The organism is Propionimicrobium sp. BV2F7 (assembly GCF_000510445.1).
Classification (GTDB): domain Bacteria; phylum Actinomycetota; class Actinomycetes; order Propionibacteriales; family Propionibacteriaceae; genus Propionimicrobium; species Propionimicrobium lymphophilum.
On sequence record NZ_AZIS01000004.1, the window covers coordinates 1 to 23,081 of the forward strand.

Here is a 23,081-nt window from a genome sequence, read left to right on the forward strand (position 1 = left end):
GGAAATTTTTTTACTTCTCGTTTCGCTCTTGCTTCTTCTCGGCGAGCTTGGCGTACATGTCCTCGATCATCTCTCGGAAGCGCTCCTCCACCTCTCTGCGCTTGATCTTGAGCGAGGGCGTCATCAGGCCGTTCTCTAGAGTGAAGCCCTCGGGCAGCAGCCGAATGTCTCGGATTTTTTCCTGCCTGGGCAGCTTGGCCGTCAGCTCGTCGACGCGCTTGCGAATCTCCTCGACCACCTCGGAGTTCTCGAGCATCTGCTTGAAGTCGCCATGGGCGATCTGCAGCCTCTCCGAGAGCTCCTGCAACGCCGGGCTCGACGGCTTGACTAGCAGCGTCAGGTAGGGCCGGTTGTTGCCCAAGATCACGGCCTGCTCAAACAGCGGGTCAGACAGCAGCATGTCCTCGATGGGCGTCGGCGAGACGTTCTTGCCGCCGATAGTAACGATGATGTCCTTCAGCCGATCGGTGATGATCAGGAAGCCGCCCTCGTCCACATAGCCCATGTCACCGGTGTGCAGCCAGCCTTCGTCGTCGATGGCCTCGGCAGTAGCCTCGGGATTGTTCCAGTAGCCGTCCATCAGGTTCTCACCACGGTAGAAGATCTCGGAGTTCTGCCCGATGGCCAACTGCCCGCCGGGCATGACGGGGCCGCAGGTGCCCTCGCGGTGGTAGTTAGGCCGGTTGAAGCTGACCAACGGCGAGGCCTCGGTCAGCCCGTAGCCGTTCAGGATCGGCATGCCGCAGGCGCTGAAGAAATGCTCGACCTCAAGGCGCAGTGGCGCGCCGCCACAAGCCAGCAGCGTTTTGGGCCCGCCGAACGCCTCGCGCACATTCTTAAAGACGAGCTTGTTTGCCAGCGGCAGCTGAACGCGCCACCACAGCCTCGGCTTCTTGCCCTTGGTGTTGGACTTCTGCATCTGGCCGCCAACCTGCAGCGCCCACTTGAAGATGGCCTTCTTGACGGCCGATTTGGCGACCTTTCGCTTGGCCTCGGCGAGCACGGTTTCGTAGAGCTTAGGCACGCTGACAAGCATGGTTGGGCGCGCAAGCACCAGCAGGTCGGCGACTTTGCGGGTGTCGGGAACGTAGGTGTTCATGCAGCCGCATGCCATGACAAATGCGCTCCAGCCGCGTTCCAGCGCGTGCGAGAGCGGCAGGAAACAGAGGCTGTGTTCGTTGGGCGAGAGGTCGAAGAACTGATCGAGCGCCTCGAGCTGAGCGAACATCGCCTTGTGACTGACGACGACGCCGCGCGGGTCGCCGGTGGTGCCAGAGGTGTAGGTGATCGAGAAGATGTCTTTCGGGTCAGCCGCCTCCAGCCTGCCCCGGATGGCCTCGGCCCGTTCCTCGTTCGGGTCGACGAAGGGCGCGAAGCTCTCGAGGTTCTCGGTGCCGTCCACCTGAGCGATCGAGATGATGCGCTCCAGCTCGGGCAGCTCCTTGGCTGCTTCGAGCACGTTCTTGGTCTGGGGCTCGTCGCCGGCGAACATGATTTTCACGCCGGCGTCCGCGCAGATGTGCACTATCTGATCGGGCGTGGAGGTCGAATAGAGCGGCACCAAAGCCGCGCCGATCGTCGCCGTAGCCAGGTCGATCTGTGTCCACTGCGGCATGTTCGAGGCTAGAAGTCCGACACGGTCTCCGCGTTCGATGCCTGCGTTGATTAAGGCTGCGGCGATCTGCTGAACCCTGGCGTGCAGTTCTTCATATGTTTGGGTGTGCCACTCGTCGCCGATTCTTATTCTCGTGGCTGGCAGGTCTGAGTAGGCGTAACGGGCAGTTTCAAACAGCCAAGCGACGTGTTTACGTGGCGAAGTGGAAAGCACGCTCATGTTGGCAATAGTAGATGTTTTTCGTCGTCGACTAGTACTGATCCAAAACTAATGAAGTTATTTTGTTACCTAACCTCACAAATCGACGTTCTAAATGGGCTTTACCTAGTGACCACATTTTTTAATCCGAAAGGTAAAGCCATGGAAACCTCGTCTCACTACTCCTGGGTTAAGGCGCAGCCGTTCAAGTCTCTTGTTTGCCACTTAATGGCGACTCATCAATTGCCTTGGAGGGTCGTGGCTGTGGCGGCAGGCGTGCCGTCGATGGTCGTGAAAAATATGTTGTTCAAAGATCGTCCCCGGATAAGAAGTTGCGACGCAAAGGCCCTGATGAGGCTGGCTTCTGGGCGGATGGAGCAGTTGAAGGGGATGGTAGCCGACCCGTTGATCATGCGCGAGGGCCTTTCCAGACTGGGCAGCCAGGTGCCGAACGCTGCCCGGCTCGCGGGTCTGGACGAATTCAGTGCTCGCAGTTATCTGGAGCGCGGCTTCGGCCTCGCTAACGGTTTGCAGCAGGCCTGGCTCTTGGCAGCATGTGAGGCGAGAGGCATAGACCACGATGACATCTTTGAATCTGCGCGTTTCGACTGCAAGGATAGGCTCGTCGATGCCGCCTAGCTCGGTTATGCTCGTTTCCATGATCGCCCTAGCCAGTGCCCTGACTGTGTTGACGCTGGTGCTGCTTCGCGGGCTGCCTGAGCCAGATGACCCAGATGCAAGCTTAAAGATTCCTTACCGAGACCTGGTGGACGTAAAGTTCGTGGTCTTCTGCATGTGCGCGAGTGTGCTGCTCGGTTTTGTGACGGTTCTGCGTCCGGAGCCCATCTGGGTGGTTTACGGCTCTAGCGTGCTCGTGTTGGTGGCATGCGATGCCCGCACCACCTGGCTGCCAAACAGGATCATGCATCTTTGCTGGGGGCTGACTGCGCTGGCGCTGATTTACCAGGCCTTCTCGATGGGGCCCGCATCTACTGTTGGGCCGCTGCTCGGCGCTGCCTGCTTGGGTTTGTTCTTTTTTATTGCCTGGAGGCTATCTGATTCCCTAGGTTTCGGTGACGTAAGGCTGAGTCTCCTCGTCGGGGCGACAGCCGGCACGCTGGGCCTAGATGGCTGTATCTTTTCTTTGCTTTTTGGCACGATTGCCGCAGCCGCTTGGGGGCTCGTCACGGCTGCGCGGCGAAAACGAAAACCGTCCCCGCTGGGCAAGGCTTTCCCATATGGTCCTGGGCTTTGGCTTGGCCCGTATCTCGGCTTCCTAGCGGGGTTATTGGCCAGCGCATAAGATTAAACTTGATGACTACTCAATCTCACCTGGACGAGCAACGGAAGCTCAATTTCCAGCGCATCGGAATTTCCGATGAGGATTCGTTCCTCACCGAATACATGAGCGCCTGGAACATGCAGCGACGCATCCACGAGGCAGTGGCTGAGGGCAGGCATGAGAACACCGTCCTGTTGTTGCAGCACCCGAGCGTCTACACCGCCGGTCGTTCAACTAAACCCGACGAAAAACCGTTCGACGGCACTCCGGTGATAGACATCGACCGGGGCGGCAAAATCACTTGGCACGGCCCCGGGCAGCTGGTCGGCTATCCCATCATTCATCTTGCAGACGGCTACTACGTCGTCGATTATGTGCGCCGCCTCGAGGAAGCCCTGATCCGCACCTGCGACGATTTGGGTGTACTAGCCGGCCGCGTCGACGGACGCACTGGCGTCTGGCTGCCCGCAACGGATGACAGGCCAGAACGCAAGCTGATCGCCATCGGGGTTAGGGTTGCCAAGCGAACCACGATGCACGGTTTCGCGTTTAACGTGCGCGATGACATGGCCGCGTTCGGGAACATCGTGCCTTGTGGCATCGCCGACGCAGGCGTGACCAGCTTGGCTCAGGAGCTCGAGACGGTTCCGTCTCTTTCGCAGGTTGCCGATGCTCTCGAGCCGCACATGCGCGAGCTTCTCGAAGATTACGGCCCGTTCGACATCCACGACCACTGGTGGCGGCCTAGGGACCCAAACCAGACCAGCGACTCCGCTCCGAAGCGGCCCGCCACCCCACTGATTCAACGTATAGCCGGCCCCACCGTGAGGAAGGACAGCGATGTCTGAAAAGCGATTGCTGCGCATCGAACGCAAGAACGCAGAGACCCCAATCGAGCGCAAGCCAGAATGGATCCGCACGAAACTCGTTCAGGGCCCCAACTATCAGAACATCAAGGACATAATCGGCCGCGAGGACCTGCACACCGTGTGCCAATCCGCCGGCTGCCCGAACGTCTTCGAATGCTGGGAGGATCGCGAATCCACCTTCCTTATTGGCGGCGACGCCTGCACCAGGCGCTGTGATTTCTGTCAGATCGAGTCGGCGAAGCCGAGGGGCTTTGATCCCGGCGAGCCCCAGCGGGTTGCGGAGTCGGTTAGCAAACTTGGGTTGCGATATGTGACCGTCACAGGGGTTTGCCGTGACGATCTGCCTGACGAGGGCGCATGGCTATACGCGGAGACCATCCGCAAGATTCACGAGATGAATCCGGGGGTTGGCGTCGAGATGCTCGCCCCGGACTTTTCCGGCAAGGACGAGTTTTTGAATCAGGTCTTCGAGACGCGGCCGGAGGTTTTTGGTCACAACGTCGAGACCATCCCGAGGATCTTCAAGCGTATTCGCCCCGGCTTCAAGTATGAGCTTTCGCTGGACGTCCTCACCCGCGCCCGAGACTACGGACTAATCACAAAGTCGAACCTGATTCTCGGCATGGGTGAAACCCGCGAGGAGATCTCGCAGGCCATGCAGGATCTCCGAGACGCCGGCACGCACATTTTGACCATCACTCAGTACCTGCGTCCGGCGGTCACACTGCTGCCAATTCAGCGCTGGGTAACACCGCTCGAATTCGCCGAACTGGCCGAGGAGGCCGAGGAGATCGGCTTCGAGGGCGTGATGAGCGGGCCACTGGTTCGTTCGTCGTACCGGGCTGGCAGGCTTTATCGTCAGGCGCGCGAGAAGTTGGACGCCGAGGCAGCCTAACTGAAGGTTTCCCCGCGAGAGTATCGCCCACCCCATATTCTGGAATTAATAGCAGGGACGAACCAATAACGTGCAGGCCAACTCCTGCATGTGTACACAGGAGGAATTATGAGCCAGCAGAAACAGCTAGTTCGCAGCAAAGACAACCGCATGCTCGCAGGAGTTTGCTCGGGTATCGCTGACTACACCGGCTTTGATCTGAACATCATTCGCCTGGTTGTCGTGGTGCTATCGATCGTTTCGAGCGGCATCGGCATCGGCGCCTACGTCGTTGGCTACCTGCTGATCCCCGAGGAAGGTTCGGACAAGAGCGTCCTGGACGGCATGCTGAACAAGAACGACGGCCCGAGGGACTCGTTCCGCAGCGAGTAAAAAGACTAAAAGATTAAAGGCGTCGGCTGACATTAGCCGGCGCCTTTAATTATTCTTCATGACATCGGAACAAAATATTCGCTAGTTAATAGATACTTTTGACGCATAGGAAATCCCGAAAGACGCGGCATATGAGCAACCAAAATTTCACCTGGACTAATTTCTACATGGCGTTGGCAGACAGGCTGCTTGACTACCGGGAAAACCGCAATCGGTTAATCCACGAAATCACAGAAGCCTACGCTTCATCTGGAATTAAATTTCCAAAGCTTGATAGTGGAAATGAAATAGCAGACATAGATCCATTCACAGTTTTCGGCCTCTTCAACAAAGGCATCACACCTGAAAACCGGCTGAAGATCATCACCTCACTGGCAAAGGCACTCTCCGTTGATGCTGAACTGCCAACGAATTTCGAAGGCATTCCAACCCTCAATAATCTGAACGCAACTTTCTACAGATTTTCGTCCGATCCGCGGCGCGGCGAAGAAGACATCGAAAACCTATGGGACCTATTCACCGCAGGCTTGGAATTAACGGAATCGGAGACCGCGTCCACCAGGGAAAAATTCGTTCAGGCCTACGAGCGAACCATAAATCTGTCCGGCCTGAAGTGGAAAACGTTCATTGGTCTCTACTGGGCCCGTCCCTTTAGGTTCGTAAGCCTGGACTCCAGGAATCGCTGGTTCATCGGAGACATGGCGGCCATCGGTGAAGAGATAGCGGGGCTGTTCCCTAAGGAACGAGGCCCACTGATAACCGACGGCAACGAATACTTAGCCATTTGCGATGAAATCTCTAAAAGACTAGGTACGCCCGAATGCCCCTTCGCCAGTTTCCCCGAATTGGCGAATGCCGCTTATCTCGAATCAGAGAGGGTCAACAAAGAGCGAAAGGCCGAAGAGAAGGCATCGCAGAGTGAGGCCGAACAGAACGCACTCGGTGATGCGGACGTCGAGACCGTGCGCTACTGGGTCTACTCCCCAGGCACACAAGCTGAAAAGTGGGACGAATTTTACGAAACCCGGATCATGGCGATCTCCTGGAAGGAACTCGGCGATCTTCGCGCGTATCCGTCAAAAGAAGACATGCGCCTCAAGCTTGTCGAGCTAGATGGAGGCGATAGCTCGCAGAAAAATAACGCTCATGCCGTGTGGCAGTTCGTGAACGAGATAAAGCCTGGGGATGTGGTCTTCGTCAAGCAGGGACGCAGGAAGATCGTGGGCAAGGGCGTCGTCAAGGGTGACTACGAATACGACGATTCGATGCCGGAATTTCCCAACCGCAGAAGTGTCGAATGGACACACAAATGCGACCTAGAGACCGACGACGACTTCGCTATGAAGACGCTCACAGAGGTAACTGACTACACGGATCTTATTGCCAAACTAAATTCCTACTTTTCTGAAGAAGCGGAGGAGGCTATCGAGCCCCAGCCCGCCACCGCTTACCCCGCCTACACCGAAGAAGACTTCCTAGCAGAAGTTTTCATGTCTGAGCAAGAGTACGAAGAGCTCACCGGCGTGCTGAGGAAAAAGAAAAACATCATCCTCCAAGGCGCTCCTGGGGTAGGGAAAACTTTCATCGCGAAGCGACTCGCCTATTCGATTATGGGCGTGAAAGATATCGCGCGCGTGAAGATGGTGCAGTTCCATCAGAGCTACTCCTACGAAGACTTCGTCGAAGGGTTCCGCCCGTCGGAGAACGGTTTCGAGCTAACCAGAGGAGCCTTTTACCGATTCTGCAAGGAAGCTGAAGCTGACTCTGAAAATGACTACTTCTTCATTATCGACGAGATAAACCGCGGCAATCTCTCGAAAATTTTCGGCGAATTGTTCATGCTCATAGAAAACGATAAACGCGGCCCCAAAAATAAGCTCGAGCTACTTTATTCGCGCGAACTGTTTTCTGTGCCAAGCAACCTATACATAATCGGCATGATGAACACTGCAGACCGATCGCTGGCGATGCTCGACTACGCGCTGCGCCGCAGATTCGCGTTCTTCGAGATGAAGCCGGGATTCCAGACCGAGGGATTCGTCGGCTACTTGGACGCGTTAGCCTGCCCGAAACTTAACAACTTGGTGGGCTGCGTCGCCCAGCTAAACGAAGCCATCTCCAGCGACGACGCCCTAGGCGAAGGATTCCGTATCGGCCACAGTTATTTCTGCGGCTTCAGCGAGGCGCCCTCCGATCAAAAGCTGTCTTCGATAGTCGAATACGAGCTGATCCCAATGCTCAAAGAGTATTGGTTCGACGATAAATCGAAGACCTCCGAATGGGCTGGGAAACTGCGTAGCGCAATCAAATGATTCGAATTCAGAACATCTATTACATGCTTGCGTACGCCTTCAAGGTGCTACGCAAACAGGGATATCGTGACGTTGCGACAGAAGAGTTCAGCAACGTGGCAGAACTCTGCGCGGCGATCCTCACGCGCGGTATATCCGCCCAGTTAAAACGCGGACTGGGCAGAGAATATATAGAGCAAACGGAACCGATATCTTCACTTCGCGGAAAAATAGAGCTCGGCGAATCGATTAAAACTCGTTCCATTACGCGTAGGCAGTTGGTGTGTAGCTACGGCAATTTTTCAGTGGATACGCAGATGAACAGAATTCTTAAAGCCACCTGTTTGTTGCTTATCCGCTCGGATATTTCAAAGGCATTAGAGAGGAAAATTAAGCGGCTTCTGCCCTATTTCGCAGAAGTGAAAAATATCGATTTATCCAATACCGCATGGCGGTTCCGATACGACAGGAATAACCAAACCTATAGGATGCTCATTAACGTTTGCTGGCTTGTTTGGAACGGTCTGCTGCAGACCCAATCGGACGGCAGCGTGCGAATGATGGATTTCCTTGACGAGCAACGGATGCACAGCCTGTACGAAAAATTCATCCTGGAGTATTTCCGCCAGGAGCATCCTCAACTCAGCGCGGCGGCTCCCCACATTCCATGGAGCCTTGACGACAATTTTGATTACATGCTGCCCACGATGAAAAGTGATGTGGTTCTTTCATCTGGGAATGTTTCGCTGATTATCGACGCGAAATATTATTCGAAAACCACTCAAGAACAATTCGACCGCAAAAGCATCCACTCGGGCAATCTGTACCAAATATTCACCTACACGAAAAACATGCAGGCAGATTTAGGAGACAACCACCGAGTCACAGGACTGCTCTTGTATGCACGAACTGACGAAGACGCCCAGCCCGATGTGACGTACAAGATGAGTGGTAACGAAATCAGCGTGAAAACACTGAACTTAGACTGCCCCTTCGATTCGATCAGAAAGCAGCTAGACGAAATAGCAGATGGTTATTTCGGGGAGCCGGCTTGCTCATTATCGCGTATCAGTCGCTAGCGCCAGTTGGCTTTTCTTCTTTTGGCGCTGGCAGGACATAAACATTTTCTGCGTCTACAGCGACCATGTGAGGTTGGTTATACAAATTGTTCAGCGCTACGACTGTTTCATGGAATGGATTTTCTTCTTCTGGCTGAACCGGTGCCATTAGTTCTAGTAGATTCTCTACCTTTAATTGTCTTTTCTTTGGTTTTTCAGAATCTTCTAGTTCTTTCTCACTGTCTTTTGTGCTTAAAAGTCCCTTAGCTAGATCTGAAAAAGCGGAGAAAACATTATCAGCAAACTCCGGTAAAAGCATTTGCAAATCACGATTCGCCAACTCTTGAAATTTATCACGACAAGTTTTAAAAATCGCTCTGTATTCATCCGATTTAGCTTCAATAGATTTTGCAACAGATTCGAGATTTTCCTCAGAAAGATTTTCGCTAAGAATAGGCTCTAAGGAAGATGCAAATGCAAAGGCGCCGCAAGCAATTTTATATTCCTTCAGAAGCTCGATCACATTCTTAAGACGCTTAGCCGTGTTCCCTCGTCTAGAGAACATTTCTTTCTTAGCTATATCATTTTTGAGCCTGACTCCGAGATGAATCGTTGCCGCATCAGTTGAACACAGTATGGAGGCCACCTCGTTGTGAGCGCTCATCATCCAGGTTTCGTTTCCCCAGTTATTGCGATACTGATTCAGCAATCGCTCAAGATCACGAATGTTAGCCCGCAGCTCCGCCTTGTCTTTTTCTTCAAGATAGGTCAACACGTCATCGACAGACGCTTGAATCGAGTCCAACCTATTTTTTATGAGGGTAATGGCGGCGGCGACTAGAAGCAGGGCTGGCCCGCCAGCCGTAGTACTAACTACTTTTCCGGTTTCAGAGCATATTCTGGCCTGCTGAAGAACACCCGAGGCGTCTCTATAGCTGCCCAACATGCCGCTGCCGTCTTTAAACTTGTTCAGGACACTTAGCGGAAGTATGTTTCCAGACTTATCTCTAATGACCACTCTTTCTTCCAATAAATCAGGTTTTGCAAAATAATCATTAAGCAAAGAAAACCCAGAACCCAGTGTGGATAACGTATCGAAAGGAATTTTTACGAGCACGTCTTTTTCTAAGTTAATATCGAAGGAATCAGCTTTAAATTCCAGACTGCTAACAAAGTCACGCGCTGCATCAAGATTATTTCCAGTCTTATCTGCATCTTCCTTCATGACCGAACTTCTCTTTCTCATTGGTATCTATGCGTGCTCGCGCAATTAATTACGCAATCCACATTATTAAAAATTATAAAGCTATCCCGAGGAACCAGCTAACAAGAGCTTCTGTTCCCCGGGATGATGCTTCAATATATCGTTACCGAATGTAACGATTTGCCGGTTTTTACTCCCACTCGATCGTTGCCGGGGGCTTGCTCGTCACGTCGAGCACCACTCGGTTGATCTGTCGGCATTCGTTGGTGATTCGGGTGCTGATGCGCTCGAGCAGGTCGAACGGCAGGCGCGACCAGTCGGCGGTCATGGCGTCCTCGCTCGAAACCGGACGAAGGACGATCGGGTGACCGTAGGTGCGGCCATCGCCCTGAACACCAACCGAGCGGACGTCCGCCAGCAGCACGACGGGCATCTACCAGACCTCGCTTATTTTCGGATCTGTTCTTCTCAGTCATAGCCAACGCAGTGAACCGCGAATTCGAGGACACCCATCTGCAGTTGGTGCTTATGCTAGCTGATCGTGGGTGCGAGGACACTAAACTACGTCCCTTCCTATATGAGGGTCACGTCGATGGCGCAATCGTCACCTCGCATCACCAGGTGCCGCACCAAATCCAAACTCTCCAAAATGCTCCTATGGTTTTCATCGGCAGACCTACACAAGCCCCAACCTTTAACTCATGGGTAGACGTAGACAATACTGAGTCTGGACGCCTCGGGGCTCGGCGGCTCATCGAAAGGGGTTCTCGCCGTCCGGCAATCATCACCAGCCCGGTAATCCTGGGCAGCGAGTTAGTGGAACGAGTCTCTGGCTAGGCGTCGGCTAATCTCGAAAACCATCCTTATACGCACCTAGAGACGGCTGGAACGTTTCTAATCGGCAGCCTGGAATCAACGGAGCGTGAATGGCGTGACAAAACCAGGAATACGACAGACTCTGCGCCTCGGAACCCTCGACTAGCGGGTGAACTTTTTTGATCTACCTAGATTAGTTAACCGAACAGACGGTATTATTCAGTGAAAATATATTTATTTCTGGCCGACGAATGGCCATCCGCTCACGACCCTGGGGGAAATAATGGGTGCGACTAGGGAAAGAAAATTGCAAAGCAACGCCGCAATGCCTAAGCGAATCGTTGCTGCATCGTTGTCGCTTATTTTGGCGCTGTTTATGACACCAGCAGCGGCTTTCGCTGAGGATCAAGCCGGGTCGGAGGATGCCACGCCAAGCGCTACTGCGACGACAACCCTTAGCAGCGCACCAGGGGAAAATGTCGTGACTGCTTCTCCTCAACCCACCGAGGCGTCAAGCACCCCGACACCAAGCGCCGACGATTCTGCCGCGTCCCCAACAGCAGAAAACCAAACCCCAGTCTCGTCGACCGCATCTGAGACAACGCTGAAAGCCACTACCGCCAACCAACCGCAATTACGCTCCCCGCAAGGTGCTTCTGAGGTTTGGGTAGATAGCAAAGCGGGCTCAGACGACAATGATGGCAGTCAAACCGCCGCCGTCAAAACTCTTGAGAAAGCGCTTGGTCTAGTATCCGATGGCGGGACGATACATACCGTCGGCGCGTTCACGTCCGGCACTGACCTGGCTATCAACAAGAACGTCACATTCACAGGCTCTGGCAATTTTCTAACCATCACAAGTGGTGCGAAACTAAGCGCCCCAGGCAAGACGGTCACAATGACCGGCTACAACACCGCATTGACCATCCAGGCTGGCGCCGAGCTTAACGATGGCAACTACGTCCTCGATGGCAACACCATCGGCTTCGACCTAAAAGGCAAAATTAACGGCACCTCACGCGAGGCTTTAACGATCTCGGCAAAGAACAGCTTGGGGCGGGGGTTTGTCTATAACTCAGACGCCAGGTTCATCAATTGCACGGTGGATGTCCAAGCCACACCCGGAAAAAGCGAACAGTACGCCGGCCTCTACATGACGAATTCCTCGCTTACCACCCGCGGCGTTTGGTATTACTTCGACCCGGACAAGGGCAAAGGCGGGGTGCACCTCGACCACTCTGACTTTTATGCTTACAAAGCTACAGGAGTCAGAGCCTACAAAAATACCCTCGCCCTATTGGGCGCGTCTGAGCTAGTCAACGGCTCCACTCTCACTGCTGATGGCTCACGCATCACGGTCTCGGCGAAATTATCGGTGACCGACTCAAAGGTAGTCATCAAGAACAGCACGGACGGCGGCCTGAACGTCAACTACAAGCCTGGCGAGGCGACATTCACCAACTCTGTGCTGGAAACCACCAACATGAAGTATTACCCCTCCTATGGCGCTGGGCAGTCGTCAGGGCCGTGCTCGATCACCTTTACTGGCAATAGCGTGGTCAATACCGACGCCAGCAATAACACTGCTGACAATGGCGGGGCTAACCGTGGCACCGGAAGCTCTTACGTGGTTACCGGCGGGTCATATTTGATTGCCTATAGCCCCGATTTCAACCACGATGTCGTTACGCCAACCAACGGCGACCAAAACGGTAACGAATGGCTTTCGCTATTCACGCTGGCGGACAACACCATTAATACCGTGAACCCGATCAACGCCAACGGCGTCAGGTACAACTATTCGGTAGCGCAGGCCTCCAAAGACGGGCAAAAGCACATTTGGGCGCCAGCCGCCACAGCCACCTTCAAATTGCAAAACGCTAATGCGTCTTTCGCCGACGGCACCACCGCTGACAAGGCGAAATCAACCGTTCGCGGCTACAAACTCGACTATGTGACGGGTAACACTGACCCCGACACACCAACTGACGCTAACGGCGTAAAGTTCCTAGGCTGGTTCTATAAGGACGCGGCAGGCGCAGAGCATACTTTCGATTATGCGAATGCCCAGCTCGATACCAACATCGAGGTTTATGCGAAATGGGACGCAAAAACCGTCATTTACCACAATGGTGCAGGTGAAGAGTACATCCAAAATGTTGACCCCAACGACACCACGGCCACTGCGCTAGCTTTCGACGAAGTCGCCACCAAGGTCAGCGCTTTTGCGCCAGCAGGAAAGACATTCGTAAAGTGGACGACCGCTCCAGACGGCTCTGGTGACGAGGTCGCACCGGGCGCTGGGCTAACATTCGCTGGAGAGACCACCCAAATTGACTTGTACGCCCAATATAAAGACAACGAATACCGGGTCGCTTTCTCCGCTAACGGCGGGATTTTCTCTGAAACAAGCATATTCAAGACAAATCCTGAAGAGTTTACTGTTGAGACCGACGCCAGCGGCGGCGAGATTGCCGTCCTGAAACAGCCAGCTACATACGGGCAGAAGTTCCGCACACTGCTACACAATGTGGCTTATGGCGACATCACCCCAGCCAAGGCGGACGCCAAGAAATTGGGGTATTTGCTAGCCAACCAGTCTTATTGGAGCACGGCTGCCGGCGCAGGCGGTTCGGGCGTCCGGTTTGATGACTCCAGCTTCTTTGGCATCAAGATACCTGGCGCAAACCCAGATATTACGGCTGACACCACGTATTACTTGTCTTGGAAAACTGACCCAACAGTGCTCGAGACCAAAGCGGATCTGACGATTGACGCCGATATGTGGGCTGACTCGATTGACGCGACCACCAAGATAAAGAGGGTTTACACGGAGGGCTCGAAGAGCACCTTCGAGATTACCGGAGCCGTTGATCCCGCCGGTATAAAGAACCAGATGACGGGCATAGAAGGGGTCTTCCCAGAGGACGCTAAGACCCCGGACAAGATTGCATTGTCCAGCCTGAGCTCGACGTTCACCGCGTCCATCACTTTCCCGGATGGCGTAGTTATCCCAGCTAACCCCACCGTTGAGATGGCGGGGTTGGGTGATTGCTTCGAGCTTGCAGGCACTAGCGTAACCGGTCAAACAGTGGACGTAACTTTCAAGTTAAAGCCCGGCATCGAAAACTATAAGCAGCTAAAGGATGCCGTCTTTTCGACCGGAGCTGGAAATCGAAACCTGATTACGGCCACCGTCAAAGGTCTAACCTTGGACGCCGCACAGGTGACCAACGGCCAAGAAATCACTGTAACCGGAACTGTCAAAGGCAATTTCAACGCTGTCGCGCAAGGCTCGACAGCCAGTAAAGTGTCTGCTCGCAGCGCTAGGGCGCTCTTTAGGGCTCAGGCAGAAAACCCTGCACCAAGGTTGCATAGATTCACTTTCACCTGGACAGGTGACCAAACCGATACGGCCAAGGACGTTCGCGCCAAGGACGACTCCACAATCCAGCAAACCTTGCTGGTGGTTAAACCTTATGAAGCTGTACTGCCTGGCGACATTCTGGTCGGAAACGACACTGAGAACACTCACGTTTATGACGCTTTTCAAGGCGAGAATATTGATTTCACCGGCACCCTAGGCTCTGAGGTCGTCAAGAATCAGATGAACGCGATTGAGCTCCAATACCCTGGTGTCACAGACTTGTCGAGCATCAACCTTAGCGATGTGGCTTCGACATTTGCCGCCTCTTTCACGATTCCGGACGGCATGACCTTACCCGATAACCTAACCAAAGATACGGTGAAAGCCGAAGGTCTTGCCGACACATTCACTATCTCTGACGTTGCAGTGGAGGGTAAAACCGTCACAGTGACCATGACACTTAAGAGCGGGATTGTGAATTATCAGCAGCTCAAGGACGCCGTCAACAAGATTGACTCGACCATGAAGGTGACGATCCCGGGCGTAACCGTGAATAAGGACGTCGCAGGCGGCACACAGTTGACTGTTATGGGCGAAGTGTCTGGTACATTCAATGGCCTGGCGACCTCAGCCGCTGGCACCCAGCGGGAGTTCTTCTTCAAGTGGATTGGGGAACAAACACCCGAGGGCAAAGACGTGATGGCACCCGCCAACAGCAAGGCTATCCAGTTCACTGTGCAAGTCCCGTCGCCGATAGCTGGCGAGCTGCCCGGCGACATGCTGGTCGGCACCGACACCGAGCATGATGAAGTCATTACCCTGCCTCAAGGTTCCACATTCGACCTGACCGGTGCCCTGCAAGTGACGCCTATTCATGAACAGATGGGCGGAATTGAAGCCTTGTATCCTGAGGTTAATCACGATGAAATCGCTCTGGACGTGAAAGACTTCTCGTTCGTCGCCACGTTCACTATTCCGGATGGCATGAGCCTGCCGGCCAATCTCGACGCCACACAGGTTAGGGTTGCCGATTTCGGTGCTGGCTTCACAGTCAAAGATGTGACAGCTAACGCCCAGACCGTAACCGTCGTCTTCGCGCTGACTGACCCCGCCGCCATCAAGACTTATTCCGATCTTGAACAGGTTGTGGACGCCGCCGGCGGTGCGGAAGGTTGGATGAAGATTACCGTCCCTGGAATCATGATTGACGAAGATGCGGACGTTGACGCGAACCTGACCATTGTCGGCACAGTAGAGGGTAGATTCAGCGCGATGGCCACCTCAAAATCTGGCACGCGAAAAGCATTCTCATTCACTTGGGACGCAATCCAGTGGCCGGACGGCAAGGACGCAGTAGCAACTGACGACGACACGATCCAGCTAACCGTCAAGGTCGCCAAGAGCTCTGTGGTACCGAACGAGCCAGGCGAAGAGGGCTCCACAGCGGTAAAGAGAGTGCGTCGCAAAATGCCTAAGACCGGCGCTAGCGGATTGTCAGCAATTCTTGCTTTGGGACTAGCCGCTGCCGCCGGTGCAGGTTTGGCATCCAGAAAAGTACGTGCGCTTAACTAACGCTGCCATTAGCAGAGATTCCACACTCCCGCGTATTCGACATTGCGTACAGTGGCACGTTGCGCACTCCAACGCTTCCGCCATCCCGGGCGGTAGCGCGAAAGGCGCATGCTTCGCGAAATCACGCTGGTACCCCTCTACAATGCCGGTTTGAATCATACGCACCTCCGCGAGTCCCGCATTCTGCGCGAAGGCGTCAACCCGCCGCCGGCATGCCCCCGACCACGTAGTATTGGCGTAACAGCGCCGTAAGTTTTGACACAAACGATTTCACGCTGTCGGTGTTCTCGGAATCCAGTAGCTTCCGCAGAGGGACGTTCCCGGTTGCATCGAAAAAACTCGCGGAAGCTCAACGGGTAAAGGTTCAGCGCATCGCGCCTTACCCACGGGGTAACCGGATCATTTATGAGCTGAGAGATTAAGGAGAGAGCCGGCCGCTGCCACCGCATAATCCGGCGCCTCCGGACTAAAGCGATTAGACCATTTCCGCATATTATTCTTGATCTCTCGCCGGTTACCCCGAATTTGCCAAGATGCCTTTTCAAATGACCGGGATCTATTCCCACTCGATCGTCGCCGGGGGCTTGCTCGTCACGTCGAGCACCACTCGATTGATCTGTCGGCATTCGTTGGTGATTCGGGTGCTGATGCGCTCGAGCAGGTCGAACGGCAGGCGCGACCAGTCGGCGGTCATGGCGTCCTCGCTCGAAACCGGACGAAGGACGATCGGGTGACCGTAGGTGCGGCCGTCGCCCTGAACACCAACCGAGCGGACGTCCGCCAGCAGCACGACGGGCATCTGCCAGACCTCGCGGTCCAAGCCAGCCTTGGTGAGTTCCTCGCGGGCAATCGCGTCGGCATCGCGCAGAATGTCGAGACGCTCACGGGTCACCTCGCCGATAATACGAATCGAAAGGCCTGGGCCTGGGAAAGGCTGACGCCAAACGATCTCGTCGGGCAGGCCGAGCTTCGTTCCGACCGCGCGGACCTCGTCCTTGAACAGATCGCGCAGCGGCTCAATCAGGGTAAACTGCAAGTCGTCGGGCAAACCGCCAACGTTGTGGTGGCTCTTAATGTTCGCAGCACCGTCACCGCCGCCGGACTCGACGACGTCAGGATAAAGCGTGCCCTGAACAAGGAAATCGACGCCCTTGCTACCAGCAATCTGGCGGGCAGCATCCTCGAAGCTACGGATAAACTCGCGTCCAACAGCCTTACGTTTAGTCTCGGGGTCGGTGACACCGGCTAGAGCATTAAGGAAGCGGTCGGTCTCGTCGACGGCAACCAGGTCCACACCAGTTGAGGCAACGTAGTCCTTCTTCACCTGCTCGGCCTCGCCCTTGCGAAGCAAGCCGTGATCGACGAACACACAAGTCAGCTGCGAACCGATAGCCTTCTGAACCAGCGCTGCAGCAACCGCGGAGTCGACGCCACCGGACAAGCCACAAAGAACCTTTTTGTCACCAACCAGTTCGCGGATCTTCGCGACCTGCTCGTCAACAAAGTTCGCGCTGGTCCAGGTCTTGGAGCAGCCAGCAATGTCGTAAAGGAAGTTCTCGATGACCTTCTGGCCCTGCTCGCTGTGGGCAACCTCAGGGTGCCACTGGACGGCGGCGAAGCCGCGCTCGGCATCCTCGAAAGCCGCAACGGGCGCGCCGTCTGAAGTGGCGAGAGCCTCGAAACCCTGTGGAGCGGAATAGACGGCGTCACCGTGGCTCATCCAAACCTTCGGCTCGGTTGCCAAGCTAGCCAGCAGCTTGCCCGGCTCCTTTACGGTCACACAAGTGCGGCCAAATTCGCTGGTTCCGGTCTGACGAACCTCGCCGCCCAACGACGAAGCCATCACCTGAGCACCGTAGCAGATGCCCAACACCGGGATACCCAGATCGAAAATGCCCTTATCCAGCTGCGGTGCGCCGTCGGCGTAAACCGACTGCGGACCACCCGAAAGAATAATCGCCTTCGGCTCCTCGGCAGCAACCTCGTCGGCAGTGATGGAATTGCGGACGATCTTCGAATAAACCTGCGCCTCGCGCACTCGCCTAGCGATCAGCTGGGCGTACTGGGCGCCGAAATCGACGACCAAAACAACGTCATGCCTCATAGTCTCTTCCTCATTTCGTTGCCCAGAAAGAATCCCGAGCTGATTGCTATTTATCGGAGCGCTCAGCGATCTCCGTGTGGTGCCTTACTACCTCGCGAACGATAAAGTTCAACAGCTTCTCGGCGAACGCAGGGTCGAGGTGCGAGTCCTCGGCGAGTCTGCGCAACCGTGCCACCTGCTTCGCCTCACGGTCGGGGTCAGCCGGAGGCAGCTTCACGGCAGCCTTCAGCTCCCCCACCTGCTGGGTGATCTTAAACCGCTCGGCCATCAGGTGAATAACAGCGGCGTCCAGATTGTCGATGCTGTCGCGCATGGCGATCAGCTCAGCGGGTAATTCACTCATCTGGGCTCCTTACAGATTTAGTGACTGTTAGCTATCACGTCGATCCGCTGGAAGCTCTTGACGTCCGTGTAACCCGTAGTCGCCAGAGCACGACGCAACGCGCCAACGACGTTCATCGTGCCATCCGGCACCCTGGACGGACCGTGGATGATCTCCTCAAGCGTTCCGACCTGGTCGAAGTGGACGCGACGGCCACGCGGCAGCGATTCGTGCCAGGCCTCCTGCCCCCAGTGCCAGCCCTTACCTGGCGCCTCAGAGGCGCGGGCAAGCGGCGAACCGATCATGGCTGCGTCAGCACCGCATGCAAAGGCCTTGACGATGTCACCGGAGTGGCCCATGCCACCATCTGCGATCACGTGCACGTAGCGACCACCGGACTCATCCATGTAATCGCGACGGGCCTCCGTCACCTCGGCGATAGCGCTAGCCATCGGAACCTGGATGCCCAAAACCTGCTTGTTGGCAGAAGCGGCGCCACCGCCGAAACCGACGAGAACACCGGCGGCACCGGTGCGCATCAGGTGCAGGGCCGTCTTGTAGCTGGCGCAGCCGCCAACGATGACGGGAACGTCCAGCTCGTAGATGAACTTGCGCAAATCCAGCGGCTCCGAAGCGGAACAGACGTGCTCCGCGCTAACAGCCGTGCCACGAATGACGAAGAAATCGGCGCCGGAATTCTGCACCGCGTCGGCGTACTCACGGGCATTGCGCGGGCTGAGCGAGCCGGCAACCGGCACATCAGCCGCACGGATCTCGCGCATGCGCTCGACGATAAGTTCGCTCTTGATCGGCTCAGAATAAAGCTCCTGCATACGCTTGGTAGCCGTCAACTGATCCTTGATCTCGGCGAGCTCATCGAACAACGGCTGCGGATCCTCGTAGCGCGTCCACAGGCCCTCAAGGTTGATGACGCCAAGGCCACCCAACTTGCCGAACTCTATGGCGAGCTTCGGGCTCATCACCGAATCCATCGGAGCCGCAATAAGCGGGAAATCGAAATTCAGTGCGTCGATCTGCCAGCGCAGATCAACAGTCTCGATGCCTCGCGTGCGCCTGCTCGGCACAACCGCGATGTCGTCCAACGAGTAAGAGCGCCTGGCCCTCTTGCTGCCGCCAATATCAATCATTTCTACCTACCTGTGACTCGAGTAGTTCGGGGCTTCAACAGTCATCTGGATGTCGTGCGGGTGCGATTCGCGAAGGCCAGCAGAGGTGATGCGTACGAAACGACCATTCTCCTGCAGCTGCGGGACAGTAGAGGCGCCCGAATAGAACATCGACTGGTGCAGGCCGCCAACGATCTGGTATACCACCTGGCCGAGCGGGCCACGGTAAGCAACCTGGCCCTCAATACCCTCGGGAATGATCTTGTCGTTACTCGTGACGTCCGCCTGGAAGTAGCGGTCCTTCGAGTAGCTCATGTGCTTGCCGCGAGTGGCCATCGCACCGAGACTGCCCATGCCACGATATTCCTTGAACTGCTTACCATTGATGAAGACGAGCTCGCCCGGGCTCTCGTCGCAACCGGCAAGCATGGAACCGAGCATCACGGTGTCAGCGCCGGCAACGATTGCCTTGGCGATATCGCCGGAGTACTGCAGGCCGCCGTCACCGATGATCGGAACACCAGCAGGCTTAGCAGCGCGAGCGGATTCATAAATAGCGGTGATCTGAGGAACACCGACGCCCGCAACAACGCGGGTGGTGCAGATCGAGCCAGGGCCAATGCCAACCTTAATGCCGTCGACGCCGGCCTCAACCAACGCCTTAGAAGCCTCGTAGGTGGCCACGTTACCGCCGATAATGTCGACGCCCTTAGCAGCCGGCTCCTTCTTCAGACGCTTGATCATCTCGATCTCAGCGGTGGAGTGGCCGTGCGCAGTGTCGACGACGATCAGGTCGACGCCCGCATCAACGAGCGCCATAGCGCGCTCCCAGGCGTCGCCGAGAATGCCGATACCTGCACCGACGCGCAACCTGCCCTGGGCGTCCTTTGCGGCCATCGGGTATTGGTCGGTCTTGACGAAGTCTTTAAGAGTTATCAGACCGGTCAGCTTGTTGTTAGCGTCGACCAGCGGGAGCTTCTCAATCTTGTGCTTAGCCAGAAGAGCCAAAGCGTCCTCGCGGCTGGTGCCACGGTCTGCGGTAACCAGCGGCATCTTCGTCATGACCTCGCTGACCGGGCGCGAAAGATCATGCTCAAAACGCATATCGCGGTTAGTAATGATGCCGACCAGCGTCATGTCCTTATCGACAACCGGGATACCGCTGATTTTGTAAGTGCCACAAAGCTTCTCTGCATCAGCAAGCGTCTGGTCGGGGGTGATGGTGATCGGCTCATCAATCATTCCGGCCTCGGAACGCTTAACCTGATCGACCATGTGGGCCTGGGCGTCGACGGAAAGGTTCCTATGCAAGATACCGATGCCACCCTCGCGAGCCATAGCGATTGCCATGCGCTCCTCGGTAACCGTGTCCATTGCCGCACTCAATAACGGCACATTCAACGTGATGTTTTTACTGACCTTGCTGGCGGTATTCACCTCGCTGGGGATCACATCCGACATGCGCGGCTGCAGCAGCACGTCATCAAAAGTTAAGCCCAATACTTGGAACATCTTCGGCACGCCGGCCTCGGTAAGTTCAGACACTTGGCACCTTCCCGTTTACGCTTGATATTGATGTAAGTCTATAACGTTCCGGGCAGGTCTCACATTCCACCCTATTCGGATAGTTACGATGCCGGATACGGTTTGCGCACGCCCGCGTAGACCTTGCCGATGACGAGGTCGTCACCGAGCAATTTCGACACCGTCACTAGGCGGTAGCCCATCGCCTCCAGCTTTTCTATGAGCGCGGGAACGGCCTTAACCGTTGGCTCGTGAATGTCGTGCATCAAAATAATTCCGCCGGGATACGCACCATCGAGAGCATTCTTCGTCATGATGTCCACGTCACGGTTCTGCCAGTCAAGGGTGTCGACGCTCCACAGCACGAAGCTCATATTCTGTCTCGGCGTGTAATTGTTAAAAGAGCCGTAGGGCGGGCGAGCAAGTTTGGGCGCTACACCCGCTGCGCGCTGAATCTCCGCCGAAGTCATGTCGAGCTGCCAGGCGGCAGAAGCAGGCCCCACCTTTACGAAATCAGGGTGGTTAAAAGAATGGTTGGCAACCTCATGCCCCTCGTCGACCATCCTCTTCACGGTGTCTTCGTTTCCCGCGATACTGTTACCCACCAAGAAAAAGGTGACCTTTGCATCCGTCTTTTTTAGACCGTCTAATAGCTTGTCTGTGAATTTGCCGGGGCCGTCGTCGAAAGTCAGCGCGATGCACTTTTCGATCGAACAGTCTGCCTCGCTGCGCACTTGGGTGGGTGTTACGGAAGGCGTCGGCGTGACCTCGGCGGCAGACCGAGACGTGGCTACCGCCTGCGTCGGCTCGAGACGAGTAGACGCAGGATTTTGAGCACAGCCGCCAAGCAACAGAGCGCCGGCAATTATTGCTACGTGGAACCTTCGCATTATCCCCCTTCAGGACGCCACGGCAGGCGGACAATCAGATTCTAAGTTGCGCGGCTACCACAGACGAAAGACAAGCTGCAACCTTAGAGAAGGGGATAAATTTCCTGGACGAGCAAAGGGCTGAGAGTTTCGTCGTCGAGATTAGACATGTCGTTCCAGCGAACTTCGGATATTTCGGCGTGCGGGCCGGTCGTTTCAGGAATGGGATCTGGCCACACGAAACAGTTTGCTACTACGTTAAATCCTGGCTCGTTTGCGGCCTGGGCCGTATGTTTACCGAGGGAAACTAAACGGTCGGGGTCTAGCTCCAGGCCGAGCTCTTCGCGGACCTCGCGCACGGCACATTGACGCGCGTCCTCCCCCGGCTCTGGCTTGCCACCGGGATTCATCCACATCTTCGTCCCACGTTTGCGGACGAGTAGCACTTCCCCAGACTTATTACGCAAAACGACCGCACTCACATGTACTTCAGGCACAAGGAGATTTAACCATTTATTGCGTCAGTTTTGGTCCGACAACGAGCCAAAATTGACTCAATGCCTAGGTTCTGCACTTTGGGCACGGGTGAGCCTCGCTTCTAATTCCGTATCTACCTAGAACTTGGTTCACCTGAAAGGCAACCTCGCACGGGCGGTAATTTACGTCGTCCCAGCCATAACGCAAAGTAACCGCACCCATAACAGCGTGGTAATTATCTCGCTCCATATCCCTGAACCTGCCGCCGCCAACATGCCCAGCTCTGCCATCAAGCTCAACGAACACCCCGCCGTAATCGACGTCAGTTTGAAACCTGCCCCTGCTTTGGCGTCTCCCCTTGGGCAGGCCATGTGCCTTCTCGACGTCAATGTAATACTTCTTCTCAAGGACGCTTTGAATGCCTTGTTTGTAGTCGCCGACTATTTGAGACACAAGCTTCCTGTGCTTATAACGACTTCTAGCTTCGAGTGCGTTGCTAACATCATCAGGTCGTAGCCATCTAATCTTGTAGCAAGCCTGGCTAATCCAGTAGGCAGCTTTTTCGGGCTGAGCATCACATACGTCGAGAATCACCTCTTGAGGAGCTGCAACGGGCAAATCCCCGTGCGCTCTCGGCAACGTCCGTCGACGCTCGAAGCGCCAAGGTCCTTGAATCTTTTGTGTCCTTTTATTTGGAGGCACTAAAACATCGATTATTTCCGGAGCCTTATCAGCGATACCCCACCCATATGCTCCGGCAAGCCCAGTCAGCATGGACCCAACGCCACCAACCAATATGCCTGCCCATGCCATCGCTCGCCAAGAAGGTTCCGCGACTCCAACGAAATAAATACCGGAAACGATACTTCGCCACTGTTCGTCACGAATCAATCGCTTTACTGTGCTAGCCGGCATCGACAGACCAACGGCTTGAGACCTAGAGATGACCCCATCTTGAAGAGAAATAAGTCGTTTTACAGAGGGAGAAAACTTGTATTTTTGGTGCACCCAGCCATCTTGCCGACGCAAAAATGACGTACTGGGACTTATTCACAGGCAAAATTAATTTGTTGCGTCAGTTTTGGTCCGACAACGAGCCAAAACTGACGCAACAAACAA

The 23,081-nt window shown here is 55.3% G+C and carries 18 protein-coding genes and 1 pseudogene; 9 read left to right on the top strand and 10 right to left on the bottom strand.

Annotated elements, in window-relative coordinates:
* Positions 1-10: 10 nt before the first annotated feature.
* Entirely contained in the window at positions 11-1,834 is a 1,824-nt protein-coding gene (locus tag HMPREF1255_RS04365) for a long-chain fatty acid--CoA ligase (protein WP_024111133.1), read from the bottom strand.
* A 141-nt stretch (positions 1,835-1,975) separates the two neighbouring features.
* Between HMPREF1255_RS04365 and HMPREF1255_RS04370 the strand changes: the two genes are divergently transcribed.
* The 7 genes from HMPREF1255_RS04370 to mcrC all read left to right on the top strand — a co-directional run bounded on the left by HMPREF1255_RS04370 (position 1,976) and on the right by mcrC (position 8,601).
* Positions 1,976-2,452, top strand: a complete 477-nt coding sequence (locus HMPREF1255_RS04370) for a hypothetical protein (protein ID WP_155948473.1) — start codon at positions 1,976-1,978, stop codon at positions 2,450-2,452.
* Complete coding sequence (locus tag HMPREF1255_RS04375) at positions 2,442-3,116, top strand: prepilin peptidase (protein WP_024111107.1); 675 nt, start codon at positions 2,442-2,444, stop codon at positions 3,114-3,116. Before HMPREF1255_RS04370 ends, HMPREF1255_RS04375 begins: the two co-directional genes overlap by 11 nt.
* A gap of 11 nt (positions 3,117-3,127) precedes the next feature.
* Positions 3,128-3,943, top strand: a complete 816-nt coding sequence (lipB, locus tag HMPREF1255_RS04380; RefSeq protein WP_024111036.1) for a lipoyl(octanoyl) transferase LipB — start codon at positions 3,128-3,130, stop codon at positions 3,941-3,943.
* Complete coding sequence (gene lipA, locus HMPREF1255_RS04385; protein WP_024111278.1) at positions 3,936-4,859, top strand: lipoyl synthase; 924 nt, start codon at positions 3,936-3,938, stop codon at positions 4,857-4,859. The genes lipB and lipA overlap by 8 nt, the downstream gene beginning before the upstream one ends.
* 108 nt (positions 4,860-4,967) lie before the next feature.
* A complete protein-coding gene (locus HMPREF1255_RS04390) occupies positions 4,968-5,231 on the top strand; it encodes a PspC domain-containing protein (protein ID WP_024111131.1) in 264 nt (87 codons plus the stop codon).
* A gap of 131 nt (positions 5,232-5,362) precedes the next feature.
* Positions 5,363-7,543, top strand: coding sequence for an AAA family ATPase (locus tag HMPREF1255_RS04395; protein ID WP_024111061.1), 2,181 nt, complete (start codon positions 5,363-5,365; stop codon positions 7,541-7,543).
* Positions 7,540-8,601: a 5-methylcytosine-specific restriction endonuclease system specificity protein McrC gene (mcrC, locus tag HMPREF1255_RS04400; RefSeq protein ID WP_024111170.1), complete on the top strand. Its 1,062-nt coding sequence runs from the start codon at positions 7,540-7,542 to the stop codon at positions 8,599-8,601. The genes HMPREF1255_RS04395 and mcrC overlap by 4 nt, the downstream gene beginning before the upstream one ends.
* On the opposite strand, the gene HMPREF1255_RS04405 is transcribed toward mcrC, so the two are convergent.
* Both HMPREF1255_RS04405 and HMPREF1255_RS04410 read right to left on the bottom strand, forming a co-directional pair.
* The gene (locus HMPREF1255_RS04405) at positions 8,591-9,805 is read right to left on the bottom strand and encodes a hypothetical protein (protein WP_024111093.1); all 1,215 of its coding nucleotides are present in this window, start codon (positions 9,803-9,805) and stop codon (positions 8,591-8,593) included. The two genes, mcrC and HMPREF1255_RS04405, sit on opposite strands and share 11 nt — an antisense overlap.
* Before the next feature lie 169 nt (positions 9,806-9,974).
* Positions 9,975-10,217 (bottom strand): annotated as a pseudogene (locus HMPREF1255_RS04410) (GMP synthase (glutamine-hydrolyzing)); the annotation flags it as partial.
* Between the two features lie 53 nt (positions 10,218-10,270).
* Between HMPREF1255_RS04410 and HMPREF1255_RS04415 the strand changes: the two are divergent.
* Both HMPREF1255_RS04415 and HMPREF1255_RS04420 read left to right on the top strand, forming a co-directional pair.
* Positions 10,271-10,621, top strand: coding sequence for a hypothetical protein (locus tag HMPREF1255_RS04415; RefSeq protein ID WP_024111272.1), 351 nt, complete (start codon positions 10,271-10,273; stop codon positions 10,619-10,621).
* 304 nt (positions 10,622-10,925) lie between these two features.
* Entirely contained in the window at positions 10,926-15,539 is a 4,614-nt protein-coding gene (locus tag HMPREF1255_RS04420; protein WP_231477451.1) for an LPXTG cell wall anchor domain-containing protein, read from the top strand.
* A gap of 556 nt (positions 15,540-16,095) precedes the next feature.
* Here HMPREF1255_RS04420 and guaA read toward each other — a convergent pair.
* The 7 genes from guaA to HMPREF1255_RS04455 all read right to left on the bottom strand — a co-directional run bounded on the left by guaA (position 16,096) and on the right by HMPREF1255_RS04455 (position 22,877).
* Positions 16,096-17,643, bottom strand: coding sequence for a glutamine-hydrolyzing GMP synthase (gene guaA / locus HMPREF1255_RS04425; RefSeq protein ID WP_024111185.1), 1,548 nt, complete (start codon positions 17,641-17,643; stop codon positions 16,096-16,098).
* 46 nt (positions 17,644-17,689) lie between these two features.
* A complete protein-coding gene (locus HMPREF1255_RS04430) occupies positions 17,690-17,986 on the bottom strand; it encodes a chorismate mutase (RefSeq protein WP_016455425.1) in 297 nt (98 codons plus the stop codon).
* 17 nt (positions 17,987-18,003) lie between these two features.
* Positions 18,004-19,113 (bottom strand): GuaB3 family IMP dehydrogenase-related protein, encoded by a 1,110-nt coding sequence (locus HMPREF1255_RS04435; protein ID WP_016455424.1) that lies wholly within the window; start codon positions 19,111-19,113, stop codon positions 18,004-18,006.
* A 6-nt stretch (positions 19,114-19,119) separates the two neighbouring features.
* The gene (gene guaB / locus HMPREF1255_RS04440; RefSeq protein WP_036917290.1) at positions 19,120-20,604 is read right to left on the bottom strand and encodes an IMP dehydrogenase; all 1,485 of its coding nucleotides are present in this window, start codon (positions 20,602-20,604) and stop codon (positions 19,120-19,122) included.
* Between the two features lie 116 nt (positions 20,605-20,720).
* Positions 20,721-21,506: a polysaccharide deacetylase family protein gene (locus HMPREF1255_RS04445; protein ID WP_024111154.1), complete on the bottom strand. Its 786-nt coding sequence runs from the start codon at positions 21,504-21,506 to the stop codon at positions 20,721-20,723.
* Between the two features lie 83 nt (positions 21,507-21,589).
* On the bottom strand, positions 21,590-21,967 hold the full coding sequence (locus HMPREF1255_RS04450; protein ID WP_231376302.1) for an NUDIX domain-containing protein: 378 nt from the start codon (positions 21,965-21,967) through the stop codon (positions 21,590-21,592).
* Positions 21,968-22,046: 79 nt separating this feature from the next.
* Complete coding sequence (locus HMPREF1255_RS04455; RefSeq protein WP_155948475.1) at positions 22,047-22,877, bottom strand: hypothetical protein; 831 nt, start codon at positions 22,875-22,877, stop codon at positions 22,047-22,049.
* Positions 22,878-23,081: the final 204 nt, after the last annotated feature.